The 16,681-nt window shown below is 64.2% G+C and carries 15 protein-coding genes; 5 read left to right on the top strand and 10 right to left on the bottom strand.

The genetic code is table 11. From position 1 onward, the window contains the following. Positions 1–12 precede the first annotated feature (12 nt). From DDE20_RS03395 to DDE20_RS03375, 5 genes are all read right to left on the bottom strand, one after another. On the bottom strand, positions 13–2,343 hold the full coding sequence (locus DDE20_RS03395) for a tetratricopeptide repeat protein (RefSeq protein WP_116557002.1): 2,331 nt from the start codon (positions 2,341–2,343) through the stop codon (positions 13–15). Continuing rightward, entirely contained in the window at positions 2,343–3,212 is an 870-nt protein-coding gene (gene motA, locus DDE20_RS03390; protein ID WP_116557001.1) for a flagellar motor stator protein MotA, read from the bottom strand. The genes DDE20_RS03395 and motA overlap by 1 nt, the downstream gene beginning before the upstream one ends. 69 nt (positions 3,213–3,281) lie before the next feature. After that, positions 3,282–3,872 (bottom strand): MotE family protein, encoded by a 591-nt coding sequence (locus DDE20_RS03385; RefSeq protein ID WP_240607825.1) that lies wholly within the window; start codon positions 3,870–3,872, stop codon positions 3,282–3,284. Continuing rightward, positions 3,869–4,285, bottom strand: a complete 417-nt coding sequence (locus tag DDE20_RS03380) for a hypothetical protein (protein ID WP_205961608.1) — start codon at positions 4,283–4,285, stop codon at positions 3,869–3,871. The genes DDE20_RS03385 and DDE20_RS03380 overlap by 4 nt, the downstream gene beginning before the upstream one ends. 10 nt (positions 4,286–4,295) lie before the next feature. Next, positions 4,296–4,826, bottom strand: a complete 531-nt coding sequence (locus tag DDE20_RS03375) for a flagellar basal body-associated FliL family protein (protein ID WP_116557000.1) — start codon at positions 4,824–4,826, stop codon at positions 4,296–4,298. A 50-nt stretch (positions 4,827–4,876) separates the two neighbouring features. Here DDE20_RS03375 and fliF point away from each other — a divergent pair, with 50 nt between their 5' ends. From fliF to fliP, 4 genes are all read left to right on the top strand, one after another. Next, complete coding sequence (gene fliF, locus DDE20_RS03370; RefSeq protein ID WP_165814406.1) at positions 4,877–6,538, top strand: flagellar basal-body MS-ring/collar protein FliF; 1,662 nt, start codon at positions 4,877–4,879, stop codon at positions 6,536–6,538. Beyond that, entirely contained in the window at positions 6,538–7,134 is a 597-nt protein-coding gene (locus DDE20_RS03365) for a flagellar biosynthesis protein (protein WP_116556998.1), read from the top strand. The genes fliF and DDE20_RS03365 overlap by 1 nt, the downstream gene beginning before the upstream one ends. A 94-nt stretch (positions 7,135–7,228) precedes the next feature. After that, complete coding sequence (locus tag DDE20_RS03360; RefSeq protein WP_116557249.1) at positions 7,229–7,486, top strand: FliM/FliN family flagellar motor switch protein; 258 nt, start codon at positions 7,229–7,231, stop codon at positions 7,484–7,486. Then, positions 7,486–8,211 carry a flagellar type III secretion system pore protein FliP gene (fliP, locus tag DDE20_RS03355; protein WP_116556997.1) on the top strand — a complete coding sequence of 242 codons (726 nt, stop codon included), beginning with the start codon at positions 7,486–7,488 and terminating at the stop codon, positions 8,209–8,211. The genes DDE20_RS03360 and fliP overlap by 1 nt, the downstream gene beginning before the upstream one ends. A 5-nt stretch (positions 8,212–8,216) precedes the next feature. Here the strand turns inward: fliP and DDE20_RS03350 are convergent, their stop codons facing one another. From DDE20_RS03350 to DDE20_RS03340, 3 genes are read right to left on the bottom strand one after another with little or no spacing between them, the layout of a single operon-like run. Then, positions 8,217–8,921: a response regulator transcription factor gene (locus DDE20_RS03350; RefSeq protein ID WP_116556996.1), complete on the bottom strand. Its 705-nt coding sequence runs from the start codon at positions 8,919–8,921 to the stop codon at positions 8,217–8,219. A 9-nt stretch (positions 8,922–8,930) separates the two neighbouring features. Continuing rightward, positions 8,931–10,895, bottom strand: a complete 1,965-nt coding sequence (locus tag DDE20_RS03345; RefSeq protein ID WP_116556995.1) for a hybrid sensor histidine kinase/response regulator — start codon at positions 10,893–10,895, stop codon at positions 8,931–8,933. A gap of 27 nt (positions 10,896–10,922) precedes the next feature. Then, positions 10,923–11,474 (bottom strand): SH3 domain-containing protein, encoded by a 552-nt coding sequence (locus tag DDE20_RS03340; RefSeq protein WP_116556994.1) that lies wholly within the window; start codon positions 11,472–11,474, stop codon positions 10,923–10,925. Between the two features lie 167 nt (positions 11,475–11,641). Here DDE20_RS03340 and DDE20_RS03335 point away from each other — a divergent pair, with 167 nt between their 5' ends. Further along, a complete protein-coding gene (locus tag DDE20_RS03335; RefSeq protein ID WP_116556993.1) occupies positions 11,642–12,628 on the top strand; it encodes a 2-hydroxyacid dehydrogenase in 987 nt (328 codons plus the stop codon). 403 nt (positions 12,629–13,031) lie between these two features. Here the strand turns inward: DDE20_RS03335 and DDE20_RS03330 are convergent, their stop codons facing one another. Beyond that, positions 13,032–15,281, bottom strand: a complete 2,250-nt coding sequence (locus DDE20_RS03330; protein WP_240607823.1) for a DEAD/DEAH box helicase — start codon at positions 15,279–15,281, stop codon at positions 13,032–13,034. A 326-nt stretch (positions 15,282–15,607) separates the two neighbouring features. Beyond that, the gene (locus DDE20_RS03325; protein WP_116556992.1) at positions 15,608–16,567 is read right to left on the bottom strand and encodes an L-malyl-CoA/beta-methylmalyl-CoA lyase; all 960 of its coding nucleotides are present in this window, start codon (positions 16,565–16,567) and stop codon (positions 15,608–15,610) included. Positions 16,568–16,681 lie beyond the last annotated feature (114 nt).

Here is a 16,681-nt window from a genome sequence, read left to right as displayed (position 1 = left end):
GCGGCGCGTCGATCACTCGCTGACCGAAGCGCTATGCAGCAATGACGACAGCGAATCGCGCAGCCGCGCGCTTTCCCCGAGCAGGGTCTCGCTGCGGGTGATCAGACCCAATCTGTCGAAATCAAACACCTCGGGCGCCTCCTCGGGCTGATCCGCTGCGGTTTGCACAGGGGGCGCATCCTGCGGGCCGACGGGGGGGGCGACCGCAGGCAGCGGCTGATCCAGATACCCGGGCGGCTGCGCGATGGCGCGGCTGATCCCCTCGAGCGGCGAGCGGCCATCCTGCGCCGCATCACTGGCGGTCAAACGCTCAAGCCGGCGCCAGTCCGAGGCGGAAATCGCCGCCGAAGTGGCCTCGGGCACGCGGCTCAAGGCTTCATAGGTCTCGGCAGCGCGGGCGTTTTCTCCCAGCGCCTCAAGCGCACGGGCGCGCAGCAATGCGGCCTCGGGGCTGTCGCGATCGGTCAGGATTTCAAGCGCCGCTTGCGGATCGCCCAACTCGATATGCGCGCGGGCGCGCAGCATCTCGGAGGTGTGATCCTGCGCCTCGGGCACCAATGTCAGGGCGGTGCTGGCCAGACCCTGATCCACAAACCGTGCGGCCAGCGCCTGACGTGTTTCCAGCCGCAGCGCGCCCGTGTCGCGCCAGCCATCGCGGCCCAGCACCAATTGCATGAACGACAGATCATCGGCCTTTTGCGCCACCGAAAGCCACATCACATCCGCCAATTGCCCCATCCGTGCGCGGGTCTCGCTATGTTCGGGCCGCCAACTGGCGATCCGGTCCAGCGCCGCAAAGCCCGCCGCATGAGCGCCCGAAAACGCATGGCTGCGCACAATTACCGCCATGATTTCAATGCCCTCGGCGTTGCCGCGCTCGGTGCTGGCCAAGGCCTCGGCGGTGGCCAATAGCTCGGCGTCGGCGCGGTTGCCGGTTTCCAGCGCCAAAAGCAGCCGCGCCAACACGCCGGGGGTGTCGCGCGACTGCGCATGGGTCAGGCGGGCGAAGGCGACATCGGAAAAGCCGCGCGCCTGATCCAGACGCGCGTCGATCAGGTCCAAAACCGTCGGATCGACCCATTCAGAGCGCCGCGTGCTGCCGACGACCACGCGGGCGGCGTCGACCGCATCAGCCTCGATCAGGCGTTTGGCAAGATCGACCCCGATCATCGCCCGCATCGCGGGGGTGAAACCGGTGAAAATCAGCGCAATCGCCGGTGCGGCGCTGTGCAAATCCTCCGACGCGGCACCGGCAAGCACGGCCATCACCGAGGCCGGCCCCTCGCAGCCGGTCAATTGCGCCAGCCGCATCCGCGAGTTGGAATTGCGCCGCTCGAAGACATCGGCGAGACCGATCAGCAATTCGCGCCCATAGACCGGATCGGAGTGATTGGCGATCAGCGCCCGTGCCTCAGCGCCGAACCCCGAGGCGAGATAGAGTTCGATCAACCCGCGCCGCACCTCGGCATCGGGTTGGTCGAATTCCCCGTAAAGACCGCGCGACAAGCGGCCATAGACCTGACCGAAAGGCTCGATCATCGGGGTCTCGAGAAACGCCAGCGCATCGGCATCGCGGCAGATATCGGCGATCTGCGGCTCGGGCGCGGCATCGGGATCGCGGCGCTGGGTGACATTGGTCACGCGCATATTCGCCGGTAGATCGGCGCTCTCATGGGGGGCGTCCAGCAGTTGCACCGGCGGCGTCGTATCGCCCGGGACCGCCGCTTCCAGCAGGCCTTGCCCCAGCGCCTCGGCCAGAGAGCTGCCCAATTCGGCGGTCAAGGCGGCGGCGGCCGTGGCCGGCATCTCGGCAGCTTCGGGCGGGATGGTGATGCGCTCGGACATGTGGCGGCGGGCGAGGGTCTCGCCGATGCCGCTGGCCGAGAACCCGGGGGCAGGCACGGTGATCTCTGGCGCAGGCAGTGCCACGGCAGGGAGTTCACTGGGCGAAAGCGCGACGGCGGGCGAGCTGGCATCGGGGGCAGGATCGGCGATGTCGATGACGATCAAGCCGGGCCGTTCCTCCCATGAGCGCAGCTCGCAGTCGCAGGCAAGATCAAGGCGCAGCGCACCAGCCTCGGCCTGAACCTCGGACAGGCGGGTGCGGGCGATGCGGGTGAACACCCGAGAAATATCGAGTTGCGCGGTGTCCGGCGTGAGCCGCACCACCTGTTCGCGCGCGTCGCCTTCCAGCTCCCATCCGGTGCCGGGGGGCGCGTGGATCACCACGCGGGTGAAACCGTCATGCTCGCCAGTGGTGACCGGAAACCCCTGCGCGTGGCCGATACTGGCAAAAGAGACGCCGCAGAGCGTCGCAAGAATAGCTGGTGTAAGGCGAAGCATCAGGCGGCCTCGCGTTTGAGGCTGCGCATCGCCTCTTCGAGGTCGATATAGGTCGGGCGCACGTGATGCGGCGCATTCTGGCGGCCCACCTCGATGCACATATTCGCCGGATGATTGTGCAGATTCGCAATCAGCACCTCGCGGATCAATTGGTAAAAATGGCTGTCATCCTCAACCACGGCTTTCATTTTAACCGAGAAGGGGCCGACAAACCCGTAAGCCAGAAACACGCCCAAAAACGTGCCCACCAAGGCGCCGCCAATCAATCCGCCCAGAACCTCGGGCGGCTGGTCAATTGCGGCCATGGTTTTAATGACCCCCAGAACCGCGGCGACAATACCCAAGGCGGGCAAGCCATCGGCGACGGTTTGCATCGCATGGCTGGGGTGCAGCGCATGGTTGAGCGAGGCCTCCATCCGCTTGTCGAGCACCTCTTCAACCTGCAGCGGATCGTCATAGCTGAGCGTCATTGAGCGCAGCGTGTCGCAGATCAGTTCCACCGCCTCATGGTCCTGCTGGATCCGCGGGTAACGTCCGAATATCTCGGAACTTTCAGGGTCCTCGATATGTTCCTCAAGGGCGACGGGATTCTGCGGCGCCAGCCGGATAAGTTCGAACAACAGACACAGAAGATCGCGGTAATCCGCCGGTTTCCATGTTGCGCCTTTGAACACTTTGCCGATGTGTTTCATCGTCTGTTTGATCCCGGCGCCACTGTTGGCGATCAGGAAGGCGCCGGTTGCGGCACCGAGAATCATCGTTAATTCGAACGGCAGGGCATGGAGAATGATGCCGAATTTGCCGCCAGCGGCCAGATAGCCGCCAAACACCATGACAAAGACGACGACAATGCCGATTATACCGATCATAGAGGGCTCCGGAGTTAAATTTGATGTAGCATGGCGCAGTTAGCTTAAAAAACTGTCACCAGAACCCGGTTAATCCCGAGGAATTAACGCGTTTCGTCCGGCCAGAATCGCGCTCAGCCCATAGGCCTGTCGCGGCTCAAGACCGGCAAGGATGGCAGCGGCGCTTTCGGGGGCCAGACGGCCAAGGAAACCGGCGGCGAATTCGGGCGCCATTTCGGCGAAAACAGCGGCGGATTCCTCGGGCTTCATCGCCTCAAAGACGCTGACCAACCGGCCCAGATCATCCTCGGCGGCGGTATCGGCCAAAGCCATAGTGGCGGCCAGATCCTGTTCGGCGGTCTGCAGGGCCTGAAGCTGGGCCTCAAGCCGCTGCTGCGCTGCGGCAATCAAGGCTTCCTGCTCGCGCAGCGCCGATTCGCGGGCGGCCAGATTGACCTCGCGGCGGCGCAGATCGATCAGCATATCCGCGGGCAAATCGGCCGTTGCCGAGACCGGCTGCGGCGCGGGGTCGACGGCGGCACTGGGGGTGGCGGGCGCGGGTTCCTGCGCCAGCGCCACGCTAAGGCCGGTTGCCAGACGCAGCCCCGCCGCCACGGTGAATAAGGCGGCCAGGGTCATCAGAATCGGAGTGCGCGTGGCGGTCTTCGAGGTCCGGCTCATCCCGCAACTCCGCTATCACGGCGACGCCGTCGCACCCGCGCGCGCGCGGTATTGGCAGTCTCATCCTGTGCCGGATCGGCCTCGGCAGGATGGGCCGCGGGTGGGCGACTGGCCACAGGCTCATCCGCCGGCGGCAGATCATGCATCGAGGCCACCAACAGCTCCAGCCGCTGTGCCGCAGCCTCGGCGCGAACGCTTTGTTGTTCCAGCGATTTTCCGGTGTTGCCCGCCGCGTTTTTGGCGGTGTTGAGCAGTTTCGTCAAATCGTCGACCTGCGCCGAGAGCACCGCAATCGCGCTGCCCATCCCGCCCTCGAGCGAGGCCAGAGCCTTCAGGCGTTTGGACAATATATAGCAATAGGCGGCGGCACCGATGGCGGCGGTGGTTAACAGAATGTCAGACAGGAAATCCATGCCAACTCCTTCAATTCAAAACAAATTCCATGACCAACAGGTCATTAACGAAGCCCGGTCCGGTCACGATTTGCACACGGCGCAGCATCTGCCCGCGCAGCCGCAGCAGGGCGGCCGGTTCCTCAAGCTCATGCGGGTCGAGCGCGCGCAGGTAGATATTGAGCACATCCATGATCCGCGGCATCAGGTGGCGCACCTCCGCGGCATGCGCGGGCGCGACCTCTAGCTGTGCGGAAAACCGCAGGTGACGCGATTGGCCGCGCGGCCCCAAGCTGATGGTGATCGGCTCAAGCGGAACGAATCCCACGGCATTTGGCGCCGGAGCGGCGCTGTCGCCGGTGCCATGGCCGTCATCTGCGGCGGCCGTGGCCGAATCACCCTCGGCAGTCTGGCTGTCACCGCCAAAGAGCGACATCGCCGCGCCGGAATACATCGCATAGAACCCGCCGCCGGCCCCCGCCAAAGCCAGCACAAGCCCGATAATCAGCCCTTTCTTCGATTTACCCTCAGGTGGTTGTTCAACTTCTGCCGCAGTGCTCATGTCAGTCCCGATTCTTTTCTCGCTTTGTCTGTCTTTTTCCCTTTTCGCACATGGTGACTAACCGATTGTTAATTGCTGTCGGTCAAACATCACCCATCGGGACAGAACGTCCGCGAAGGGGAAGTGACTTGGATCAGCTGCTATCAGTCTGGAACGCACTGGAGTTGCGTCGGAAAATTATTGTCGTTGCTGCGACATTGGGAATGTTTACCGCGGTGATCGTGATGGCACGGATCGCCACGGCCCCCAGCATGGCGTTGCTCTACGCCGGGCTTGACGGGGCGCCCGCGGGTGAGGTCGTTGCGGAATTGGACCAGCGCGGCCAGCGTTATGAGGTGCGCGGTGATGCGATCTATGTCGACGCTTCGGCGCGCGATGAGATCCGCATGGCCTTGGCGGCCAAGGGCCTGCCGGCGAATTCCGCCAGCGGCTATGAATTGCTGGACGGGTTAACCGGTTTTGGCACCACCGCGCAGATGTTTGACGCCGCCTATTGGCGCGCCAAAGAGGGCGAGCTGGCGCGCACGATCATGTCGAGCCCGCATATCCGCGCCGCGCGGGTGCATCTGGCGCAGGGGGCGACGCAGCCGTTTCGCCGCGTAGAGCAAACCTCGGCCTCGGTCACCGTGACCACGGCGGGTGCGCCTTTGACCCAGACGCAAGCGCAGGCGTTCCGCTTTCTGGTCGCCGCTGCGGTCTCGGGGCTTGAGGTCGAAAACGTCGCGATCATTGATTCCAATGGCGGCGTGGTGATGGGCGAAGAAAGCACCCCCTCAACACAGGGCAGCGACCGCGCCGAGGTGCTGCGCCGCAATATCGAGCGTTTGCTCGAGGCGCGGGTCGGCCCCGGGCGCGCGGTGGTCGAGGTGAATGTCGAGACCGTCACCGACCGCGAAACGATCATTGAACGGTTGATTGACCCGAATGGGCGCGCCGCAGTCAGTCAGGAAACCGAGGAACGCAATGCCACAAGCAGCGATTCGCGCGGCGCCGGTGTCTCGGTGGCCTCGAACCTGCCCGACGGTGATGCGGCGGGCGGCGACGGACGCTCGGAATCGCGTGAGGTCACCACCCGCGAATCGGTGGCATGGGAGGTCAGCCAGACCAGCCGCGAAGTCGAACGCGGACCGGGCGCGATCCGGCGCCTGTCGGTTGCGGTGTTGATTGACGGGGTGCGCAGTGTCGATGCCAGCGGCGTCAGTCAATGGCTGCCACGTCCGGCCGAGGAACTGGAGGCGCTGCGCGAATTGGTCGCCTCGACGGTGGGCTATAATGAAGAGCGCGGCGATGTGATCACATTGCGCTCGCTGGAATTCGAATCAATCGCGCTGTCGCAGGGCTCGACCGCCGGTGTCGGGCTGATCGAACGCCTCGGGCTGGATGTGATGGGGCTGATCCGCCTCGCGGCTCTGGCCGCGGTGGTGCTGTTTCTGGTACTGGTGGTGCTGCGCCCGCTGCTGCGTCCACAGCCGCGCCAGAGCGAAATGGACCTATTGCCCGGCGTCGCTGGCGGCACCGCCGCGGCGGTCTCGGGTCCGGTGTTGACCGGCGAGATTGACGAGGATGACGCGGCGGGGCACGGCGCCAATCCAGCCGATACAGAGGAAGGGCAGTCGCCGGTTGAGCGGATGCGCAGCTTGATCGCCGAGCGTCAGGACGAGACGCTGGAGATCCTGCGCAACTGGATGGAAGAACCCGAGGAGCCGCGCTAATGGGGCAACCGCTTAAGCTCGAAGTCTTTGAGACCGTTGATGTTCCTGAAAGTCCGGTGTTTCTGCTGCCCGAGGATGTCGAAGAGATCCGCCTCAACGCCTATGAGCGCGGCTATGTCGCGGGCTGGGATGATTGCGGGCACCAAACCCAAGAGGATGACAACAGCCGCCGCGCCGCCATTGCGCGTCAGGTCGAGCAGTTGAATTTCACCTATCACGAGGCCCGCGGCCATGTGCTGCAAGCGCTTGAACCGCTGTTCGAGGCGCTGCTCGGCGCGGTGCTGCCGGTCGCCGCCCGCGCGTCGATCGTGCCGCTGGCCGTCGAGCAACTGTTGCCGCTGGCCCATGCCGCGGCAGAGGCGCCGATCACCCTGCGTATCGCCAGCGGCAGCCGCGCGGCTTACGAGGCAGCCTTTGACGGGCTGGTCCTGCCGCCACTTGAGGTGGTCGAGGTGGATGATCTGCAAGAGGGGCAGGTGGAATTCTCCTTTGGCACCTCGGAATCGCGCCTCGATCTGAACCATACCGCCGAAACCATCCAGCGCGCGGTCGAGCGTTTCTATCAAATCCAAACCGAGGAGAGCCGCCGTGCCTGACACCAGCCATGCGCCCGCTAAAACCCCCGACACTAATATCCATGCCACCAACAGCCCCGCAGGTGACGGCGTTAACCAAGCTGGCGAGGCGACCCTGTCGAATGGCGCCTTTACCAAAGTGCCGATCGAAATCATCGTTGCGGTGGGCCGCGCCCGACCTCTGGTGCGCGATCTTCTGCGGCTGCAGCGTGACAGCGTGTTGCAACTGGACCGGCGGATCGAGGATCCGGTGGAACTCTATGTCGGCGACCGGCTGATCGCGCGCGGCGTGCTTGAGGAGCTTGACGGCGATCAGGCGGGCCAGATGGCGGTGCGGTTGACCGAAGTCGCCGATCTGTCCAACGGCCTGTAATGAAGCGCAGCGCTTTTCTATTTACCCTCATCGCGCTGGCCTCGCTGCCGGCTTTGGCACAGGCGCAGGAATTAACCCTGTCGCTGGGCGATGAGGGCAGTCTGGCGGTGCGCTCGGTGCAACTGCTGGTGCTGATGACCCTGCTCAGCCTGGTGCCCGGGCTGTTGATGATGGTCACCTGCTTCCCGTTTTTGGTGACCGTGTTGGCAATCTTGCGGCAGGCGATTGGCTTGCAGCAATCGCCGCCGGGGATGTTGTTAACCACGCTGGCGCTGTTCTTAACCTATTTCATCATGGAGCCGGTGTTCACCGCCGCATGGACCGCGGGGGTCGAACCCTTGCAATCCGGCACCATCGGGCTGGATGAGGCGATGGCGCGCGCGATCGAGCCGTTTCGCACATTCATGGCCAACCGGATCGACCCGCAGACATGGGCCGGTTTGGCCGATCTGCGCCCCGAGCCTCCGGAATTCACCATCGACGGGCCGCTGTCGGTGATGGTGCCCTCGTTCCTGTTGTCGGAACTGGCGCGCGCCTTCGAGGTCGGCTTTGTGATCTTTCTGCCGTTCCTGATCATTGATCTGGTGGTCGCGGCGGTGCTGATGTCGATGGGGATGATGATGGTGCCGCCGGCGATTGTGTCGCTGCCGTTCAAACTGGCATTCTTCGTCGTCGCCGACGGCTGGTCGCTGGTCGCCAACGCTTTGGTGCGCGGCTATTTCTGAGTGGCTCACTCCCAGCTGACATCACCCAAAAAGATATAACCCGCGCCATAGATCGTCTTGATCAGACGCGGGTTTTTCGGGTCTTCATTCAGCTTGGAACGCAGCCGCGAAATCCGCACATCCATTGCGCGGTCAAAGCTGTCGCCCGCAGCGCCGCCCAGTGATTCCTGCATTTGTGTGCGTGAAATCAACCGTTTGGGCGCATCAAGAAACATCCGCAGCACCTCGCCCTCGGCATGGCTAAAGGGCACCTCGACCCCGTCATCCCCGATCAGCAGGTAGCGGTCGAAATGCGCCTGCCAGCCGTTGAAACTGGCCACCGAACCGGCGTTATCCGGCGTGGTGCGGGATTTGCGCAGACGGGCGCGGATGCGGGCGACGACCTCGGCGGGCTCGAAGGGTTTGATGATGTAATCGTCGGCGCCCAACTCCAGCCCGGTGACCCGGTCATTGAGATTGGCGCGGCCCGAGATGATGATGATCGTCGCGCCGGATTCCAGCGCCAGCCTATGCACCAGCGCCAATCCGTCGCGGTCGGGCAGCCCCAGATCCACCAGACAGACATCGGGCGCGGTGCGTTTCAGCGCCGCTTCGAATTCGGTGGCGCGCGAATAGGTCGAGGTGCGAAAACCCGCCTCGGTCAGCGCATCGGCAAGGATGCGGCGAATTTCGGCTTCGTCATCAAGGATGGCAACATGGGGCTGCGACATGCTCAAGGCCTATTGCGCGGCGCTGCAACTGGCAAGGGTGCAGCGCGCGATGAAGCGGGCAAGCGCCGCAGCGTCAAATGGTTTGGGCAGGATATCGAACTCCTGCGCGGCGCGGCGGCGCAGCGCATCCGAGGCGGGGAGCGAGGTCATTAACCCTAATGGCAGCTCCGGTTGCCGCGCGCGCAACCGCTGTAACAGCGCCACACCGGTCTCAAGCCCGCGCAATTGGATATCCGAGAGCACCATGCCAACCTCGGGCAGCGCCGCAAGCGGGTCGGCGTCGGCGGCGCTTTCGGCCTCGATCACCTGATGGCCAAGCGCCAGCAGGCTTTCGCGCACATAGGTGCGGATTTCGGCGTTATCCTCGACCAAAAGCACCAGATGCGCCTTGCTGTCGGCGGTCTCGGCGACCGGTTGCAGCGGCAGGCGCAGGGTGACCCGCGCGCCGCCCTCGGGCCGGTTGGTCACCCGCACCGAGCCCCCCGCCAAAGACGCCTGATCATAGACCATCGCCAGCCCCAGCCCCGAGCCTTCGCCGCCTTTGGTGGTGAAAAACGGCTCCCATGCGCGTTTGAGCGCCTCCTCGCTGAACCCCGGCCCGTCGTCTTCAACCGCCAGTTCCAGCCAAGTATCGCGCACCCGCCGCGCGATCAGATGCAGGGTGCCGCCGCTCGCTCCCATCGCGTCGCGGGCGTTCAGGATCAGGTTCAAAAGACTGTCATAAACCGCCGCACGGTCCAGCAGCATCGGCTGGAAACCGGGTTCGACGGTGAGGGTCAACAGGGTGCAATCGGGCAGCGACGGCGTGGTGACCATGCGCAATTCTTCCAGCAATTGCGCGATGTTGGTCGGTTCGGGACGCAACACACGGGCGCCGGAAATCTCGCCGATCCGCTGCAACAGCGTGCCACCGCGCCGCGCCGAGGCCAGCGTCGCGCCGACCAGTTCCAGCGCCTCGGGCTCTAACCCCGGCAGGTGCTGCAGTTTGCCCTGTAGCCCCAAAATAATGGTCAGCAGATTGGAGAAATCATGCGCCAGCCCCGAGGTGAGCTGCGCGGCCAATTCGCGCTTGCGGGTCTGCATCAGCGCCGCGCGGGCCTGCGTTTCCTCGGTGATATCGGTGGACAGGATATAGATGCCGCCGCCCTGCATTTGCCCCTGCGGTGAGGGGATGCCGGGATCGGGGGTGAAGGCCGCGCGCAGCCTGCGTCCGCTGGCCTCATGGGTGAATTCATGGACCGAGGCTTCACCGGCCAGCCCGCGCTCCATAAACGGCAGGATGCGCGTATAGGTCTCGGGGCCAAGCGCATCCAGAGCATGCAGCCCGACGATATTGGGCGAGGTGCCGGGCAAAAGGGAGGCCAGCCGCCGGTTGGAATAGGTATAGACCAGATCGCGGTTCACATGGGCGATATGTGCCGGCATCATCTCGGTGACCAGACGGGTGCGTGCCTCGATCTCGGTTAATTCGCGCTTGGCTTCCTCGAGTGCGGCATTGGTGGCGGCCAATTCGCGGTTGGCCTTTCCCAGACGCTCGGCATGGGTCAAAACCTGATCCGAGAGTTCCTCGGAGCGGCTGCGCAACAGGCGTTCCTGCAGCTTGATCTCGCTGATATCGGTATAGACGCTGACCCAGCCGCCCTGCGTCAGCGGCGCGCCTTCGACCGAGACCCAGCGGCCATTCGGGCGTTGGCGCTCCATATAATGCGGCTTGAAGGCGCGGGCCATTTCGATGCGGATGCGGATCGCCTCTTCGGGATCATCCTGCGGGCCGTATTCGCCGCGTTCAACCAGAAACCGGATGGTATCCTCGAAACACGCACCCGGGGTGACCAGCGCATCGGGCAGTTCGAACATCTCTTGGTAGCGCGCGTTGCACACCGCCAGCCGCAGATCATGGTCGAAAATCGACAGCGCCTGCTGGATCAGGTTCAATCCGGCGCGGGTCAGCTTGTCGATGGTATCGATGTTCATAAGCCACCCTAGCGCCGCGGATCGGGGCTAGTCCAGCACCTCGTCAGGGTCCAAACCCCAAAGCGCCCGCCGCTCGACCCAGCCGCGCGCACCATCGACGCTGAGCCGGCACCAAGCGATGGTGCATTCCATGATATGCGCCACGACATTGGCCTCAAGTAGCGCAACCTCCAGCGCCTCGGGGGCGGGCGTGCGGCGCATCGGCACCATGTCTTCGGTGACCAGAACCGTGCGCACCCCCGAGAGCAATGAGTAATGGATCCAGCCACCAAGCCCTTCGGAATCCTCGATCCGGCGCCAATGCTCGAACTCGCCGGTGACCCTGAGCGGCAGATCGCGGCGGGCAAAGATCCAGTCGACGCGGTGGCTCATGCTGGGCCCCCGCCGCGCCCGCCCGCGCGAGGTTTTCAACGACACATAGCGCGGGATCGGCAGGCCGGTTTCGGGGCCAACCTCTTGGCGCCCGGCCTCCCGCCCGGCCTCCCGCGTGGCCGCCTGCGCGTGCACCGGCAGCGCGGACCCGAGGGTCGCCACGCTTGTGATGAGCGCCAAAAGCAGCGCGATCAGCCTATCTCGCATTTCAACCTGCCCGACCCCGAGCGCGGGTCTGCTTGTGTCTCGGACCCCCAAAATGCTCTTTGGGTAATTTTCTTTCGTCTTGGTGGGTCGCGAGCGCTTGTGCCTCGTATCTCAATGCGCCACTTTGCCAGCAAGTGCCCAGATTTAAAAGTCCCAAGGAGGTTCACATGGCCCCCAAACGCCTGAGTGTTGTTGTGACGCGACGCTTGCCCGATCCGGTGGAAACGCGGCTCAAGGAATTGTTCGACGCCGAGCTGCGCGACAGCGACAAAAAGATGACAAGAGACGAGCTGGTCGATGCGATGAAACGCGCCGATGTGCTGGTGCCGACGGTGACCGACCAGATCGACGCGAGCATGCTGGCGCAGTCCGGCGACCGGCTCAAATTGATCGCCAACTTTGGCGCGGGCGTGGATAATATCGACGTGACCTCGGCGCGCCAACGCGGGGTTCTGGTCTCCAACACCCCCGGCGTGGTGACCGATGACACCGCCGATATGACCATGGCGCTGATGCTGGCGGTGACCCGCCGCATTCCGCAGGGTCTGGTCGAGATGCAGGCCGGTGACTGGAAAGGCTGGTCGCCGATGGCCCATCTGGGTGGCCGGATTGGCGGCAAACGGCTGGGCATTCTGGGCATGGGGCGGATCGGGCAGGCGGTGGCGCGGCGCGCGCAGGCCTTTGGTATGCAGATCCATTACCACAACCGCAAACGCCTGCGGCCCGATGTCGAGGCGCCGCTCGAGGCGACCTATTGGGAGAGCCTCGACCAGATGGTGGCGCGGATGGATGTGATCTCGATCAACTGCCCGCATACGCCTTCGACCTTCCATCTGATCAACGCGCGGCGGCTGAAACTGATGAAGCCGGGGGCGGTGATCATCAATACCTCGCGGGGTGAGGTGATCGACGAGAACGCCCTGACCCGAGGTTTGCGGGCGGGCGAGATCGGCGGCGCGGGGCTGGATGTGTTCGAGCGCGGCCATGACGTAAACCCGCGGTTGCGCGAGTTGCCGAATGTGGTGCTGCTGCCGCATATGGGCTCGGCGACTTTGGAAGGACGGGTCGAGATGGGCGAGAAGGTTATCTTGAATATCAAGACCTTCGCCGATGGCCACCGGCCGCCGGATCAAGTGCTTCCGGGGATGATGTAAAAGGGGCGAGGGGTGCGAGAGGTGCCAAGCCCAGCTGGCAGCGGCCGGACTCACGCCTAGCTAAACCTCCCCACCCGTCAGGCCCGTGGCCCCCACGGGCCGCGCCCGACCCAGGGTTGGCGCTAGACGGCTTTGCACAATGCCCTGCTGGCAGCGCCCAGACTTACGCCTAGCTAAACCTCTCCAACCGTATGGCCCGTGGGCACCACGGGCCGCGCCCGACCCTCCCCCCGGGAGGGCGCTATGGCGATGTCATCCACTGCTTCCACGACATTTATGCTTTTAAGCACTGCGCATTGCTCAAGGCCTGCGCAGGCGCCCACCCAGGGTCGGGCGCGTCCCTTCGCGCTTTGCTTACAGGTCAATCCGCAGTCTTAGGGGGGCCTAAGCCCCCCTCCATAACTCAGCGTTTGGGCCGTGTCGGGCGGCTGTCCGGCCCGAAATTACGCGCCGGTTTCGCCCCCGGTTTTCCACCCGGCTTACCGGCGAATTTACCCGCAGGTTTGCCATCGGGTTTGCCCGCAGGCCGCGCGGCGGATTTGCGGGGTTTGCCGCTATCCATCCGCGCCGAGGGGTTCGACGCGTCAAACTTCGGCCGCGCCGGTTTGTCGCCATATGGCTTGTCCGCACGCGGTTTGTCGGCCCGCGGTTTATCGGTGCGCGGTTTGTCACCATAAGGCTTATCCGCGCGCGGCTTGTCACCATAGGATTTCGCCGCGGGCTTGCCGCCGTAGTCCTTGCGCGGCGCGGACTCGTCACGCGAAAACGGTTTGCGTGCCGGACGGTCGCTGGCCTCGGGCCGTGGTGGCCGCGCAGACGGACGGGCATCAGGCGCGCGCGCGTCATCGCGGGGACGTTTGTCATAGCCGCGCGGCCCATCATCAGATTTATACCCGCCCGACTTATAGCCACCGGCTTTATGCCCGCCAGACTTGTAGTCACCGGATTTATTCTGGGGGCGCTCACCGTCGAATTTGCGCGGCGGACGTGCGTCGCGGGGGCCGGATTTGTGATCACGGTCGTCGCGGCGCGGGCGCGGGGCCGGGCGGTCGCCGCCGGCCGGAGCCTCTGCGGGCGTCACCGTGATATCCTGCTCCAGCGTCATCGGATCACCCATCGCATTGGTGAACCGCTCGCGGCTGTCCTCGTGCAATTGCACCAGCGTATGATCGTCGAAAATCCGGATCGCGCCAATGTCGGTCTTGGTCAGATTGCCGGCACGGCAGAGCATCGGCAGCAGCCAGCGCGGCTCGGCGCGCTCATTGTGACCGGTCGAGAGGCGCATCCAATAGCTGCGCTCGAACTCAGCGCGGGCGCGCGGTTTCGGGCTGTCGGCCGAGACCTGCTCGACATCCTCGGGGGCCGAGCGCGCGGCGAAATACATCCGCGTGACGGCGGCGGCCAATTCGCGGGCGCTGAAACGTTCGGCCAGTTGCGTGATCAGCGCGGATTCCGCGGTGTCCTCGGCTTTGGTCAAGGCCTCATCGGTCAACAGGCGTTCGGTGTCGCGGGCGCTGACATCGACGGCCGAGGGCGCGGGGCCCCATTCGGCCTCGAGTTTCGCCATATCGAGCATGCGCTCGGTGCGGCGCCGCGCCGACATCGGCACGATCAGCGCGCTAACGCCCTTGTTGCCCGCGCGTCCGGTGCGGCCCGAGCGGTGCAACAGGGTCTCTTTGTTCGACGGCAGATCGGCGTGGATCACCAGTTCCAGCCCCGGCAGGTCAATGCCGCGCGCCGCCACATCGGTGGCCACACAGACGCGGGCACGCCCGTCGCGCATCGCTTGCAGGGCGCGCGCGCGCTCTTCCTGCGCCAATTCGCCCGACAGCGGCACCACCGAGAACCCGCGGTTCAACAGCCGCGCGGTCAGATGGTTAACGGCAGCGCGGGTTTTACAGAACACCAGCGCATTGCGCGCCTCGTAAAAGCGCAGCAGATTGACGATGGCATTCTCGGAATCCTTGGGCGTGACGGTCAGCGCGCGATAGGAAATATCGGCATGCGCCTCGCGCCCGCCCTGCGTGGCAACACGTTTGGCGTCGCGCTGGTAGGTGCGCGCCATCCGCTCGATGTCTTTCGGCACCGTGGCCGAAAATAACAGGGTGCGGCGGTCTTCGGGCAGGGATTGCAGAATGAATTCAAGGTCTTCACGAAAGCCGAGATCGAGCATCTCATCGGCTTCATCCAGCGTCACCGCTTGCACTGCCGACAGGTCAATCCCGCCGCGCTCGATATGATCGCGCAGACGCCCCGGCGTGCCGACCACGATATGGGCGCCACGTTCCAGCGCGCGGCGCTCGGTGCGCACATCCATGCCGCCAACGGCGCTGGCCAGAACCGCACCGGCCTTGCCCCAGAGCCATTCGAACTCACGCCGAACCTGCAGCGCCAGCTCGCGGGTCGGGGCGATCACCAGAACGCGCGGCGCGTCGGGCGCGGGCAGTCTGCCGGTCTCCGGCATCAGCTCCAGCGCCATGGCGATGCCAAAGGCCACCGTCTTGCCCGAGCCGGTCTGCGCCGACACCAAAAGGTCGCGCCCCGCTAGCTCTGGGTCAAGCACCGCCAATTGAACGGGGGTCAAGGTATCGTAGCCCTTGTCAGTGAGCGCCTGCGACAAGGCGGCTGGCATGGACGAAAACGGGGTGTTCATGGCGGATTCCGGCAAAAAGAGGATAAGAGGGCCTCATACGCCTGCAAATCCCCTGTGTATAGGGGCAGTTTGGCCTGACTGGCGAAGAGCCGCTATGCATTTGACGCGAAATCTTTGGGTTTCGCGCGGGTATCGGGGGGGATTTGCGCGGTGTTGCAACCTCTGCGTGACCGGAGGGCGCGGCCTGCGGTGGCATTAATCCAACATCGCGTGCGGGGAATGTCGCGAATACTGGCGCTGACTGCGACTATTGCGACATCTGCTCAATGTCTGACATTAATGGCACCCACCCGCGAGCTTGCCACGCGGGTGGGCGCTGAACCGGGTTAACCCTTGGTGATCATTTCCGATTGCGTGACAATCACCTCGGCCTGTTTGATCGAGGCGATATCGACCAAACGGCCCTTATAGACCGTCGCGCCCTCACCGCGGGCTTTGGCCTCTTCCATCGCGGCGAGGATTTCGCGCGCTTCCGCGACCGCCGCCTCGGAGGGGGTGAAGACCTCATTGGCCAAGGCGATTTGCTTGGGGTGGATCGCCCATTTGCCGACCATGCCCAACGTGGCCGAGCGTCGGGCCTGCGCGCGAAAGCCCTCGTCATCGCTGAAATCACCGAAGGGGCCATCGACCGGCAAGACACCATGGGTGCGGCAGGCGGCGACAATCGCGGTCTGCGCCCAATGCCAAGGGTCGGACCAATGCCGCGCGCCGTCGCGCAGCATATAGTAGTTTTCCTGCGTGCCACCGATGCCGGTGGTTTGCATGCCCATCGAAGCAGCAAAATCCGCGGCGCCAAGGCTCATCGCTTGCAAGCGCTTGCTGGCTGCGGCGATCTCTTCGACATGGGCGATACCGGCGGCGGATTCGATGATCACTTCAAAGCTGATCGGTTTTGCGCGGTTTTTCGCGCGTTCAATCGCGGTGACCAGCGCATCGACGGCATAGATATCGGCGGCACAACCGACCTTGGGGATCATGATCTGGTCGAGCCTCTCGCTGGCGTTTTCCAAGAGGTCAACGACATCGCGATACCAATAGGGCGTGTCCAGCCCGTTGATCCGCACCGAGAGATATTTGCTATTCCAATCAACATCATGGGTGGCCTGAATGATATTCTCGCGGGCGCTGTCTTTGTCGCTGGGGGCAACCGAATCCTCGAGATCGAGGTTGATCACATCCGCCGCCGAAACGGCCATTTTCTCGAACAATGCGGTGCGCGAGCCGGGGCCAAAAAGCTGGCAGCGATTGGGACGGGCAGGGGCGGGCGGTTGGATGCGGAATGACATAGGGCCTCGGACAATGATATTACGTTCAGCGTGGCTGGATGGTTATATTGTTGCGCCGCGATCTGCAACGGGTTTTCTGCACCTGCGCGCTTTGCCCTGTTGCACTGCAGAATC

Origin of the sequence: Pararhodobacter oceanensis, assembly GCF_003076755.1 — a bacterium.
In the GTDB taxonomy this organism is placed as follows: Bacteria; Pseudomonadota; Alphaproteobacteria; order Rhodobacterales; family Rhodobacteraceae; genus Pararhodobacter; species Pararhodobacter oceanensis.
Note: the sequence above shows the minus strand (reverse complement) of the source record. Positions and strands in the feature narration are given on the sequence as shown.

Bases quoted from the DNA above. Each gene is read 5' to 3' on its own strand.
- DDE20_RS03395 (WP_116557002.1), bottom strand. From the start codon at position 2,343: ATGCTTCGCCTTACACCAGCTATTCTTGCGACGCTCTGCGGCGTCTCT.
- motA (WP_116557001.1), bottom strand. From the start codon at position 3,212: ATGATCGGTATAATCGGCATTGTCGTCGTCTTTGTCATGGTGTTTGGC.
- DDE20_RS03385 (WP_240607825.1), bottom strand. From the start codon at position 3,872: ATGAGCCGGACCTCGAAGACCGCCACGCGCACTCCGATTCTGATGACC.
- DDE20_RS03380 (WP_205961608.1), bottom strand. From the start codon at position 4,285: ATGGATTTCCTGTCTGACATTCTGTTAACCACCGCCGCCATCGGTGCC.
- DDE20_RS03375 (WP_116557000.1), bottom strand. From the start codon at position 4,826: ATGAGCACTGCGGCAGAAGTTGAACAACCACCTGAGGGTAAATCGAAG.
- fliF (WP_165814406.1), top strand. From the start codon at position 4,877: ATGGTGACTAACCGATTGTTAATTGCTGTCGGTCAAACATCACCCATC.
- DDE20_RS03365 (WP_116556998.1), top strand. From the start codon at position 6,538: ATGGGGCAACCGCTTAAGCTCGAAGTCTTTGAGACCGTTGATGTTCCT.
- fliP (WP_116556997.1), top strand. From the start codon at position 7,486: ATGAAGCGCAGCGCTTTTCTATTTACCCTCATCGCGCTGGCCTCGCTG.
- DDE20_RS03350 (WP_116556996.1), bottom strand. From the start codon at position 8,921: ATGTCGCAGCCCCATGTTGCCATCCTTGATGACGAAGCCGAAATTCGC.
- DDE20_RS03345 (WP_116556995.1), bottom strand. From the start codon at position 10,895: ATGAACATCGATACCATCGACAAGCTGACCCGCGCCGGATTGAACCTG.
- DDE20_RS03340 (WP_116556994.1), bottom strand. From the start codon at position 11,474: ATGCGAGATAGGCTGATCGCGCTGCTTTTGGCGCTCATCACAAGCGTG.
- DDE20_RS03335 (WP_116556993.1), top strand. From the start codon at position 11,642: ATGGCCCCCAAACGCCTGAGTGTTGTTGTGACGCGACGCTTGCCCGAT.
- DDE20_RS03330 (WP_240607823.1), bottom strand. From the start codon at position 15,281: ATGAACACCCCGTTTTCGTCCATGCCAGCCGCCTTGTCGCAGGCGCTC.
- DDE20_RS03325 (WP_116556992.1), bottom strand. From the start codon at position 16,567: ATGTCATTCCGCATCCAACCGCCCGCCCCTGCCCGTCCCAATCGCTGC.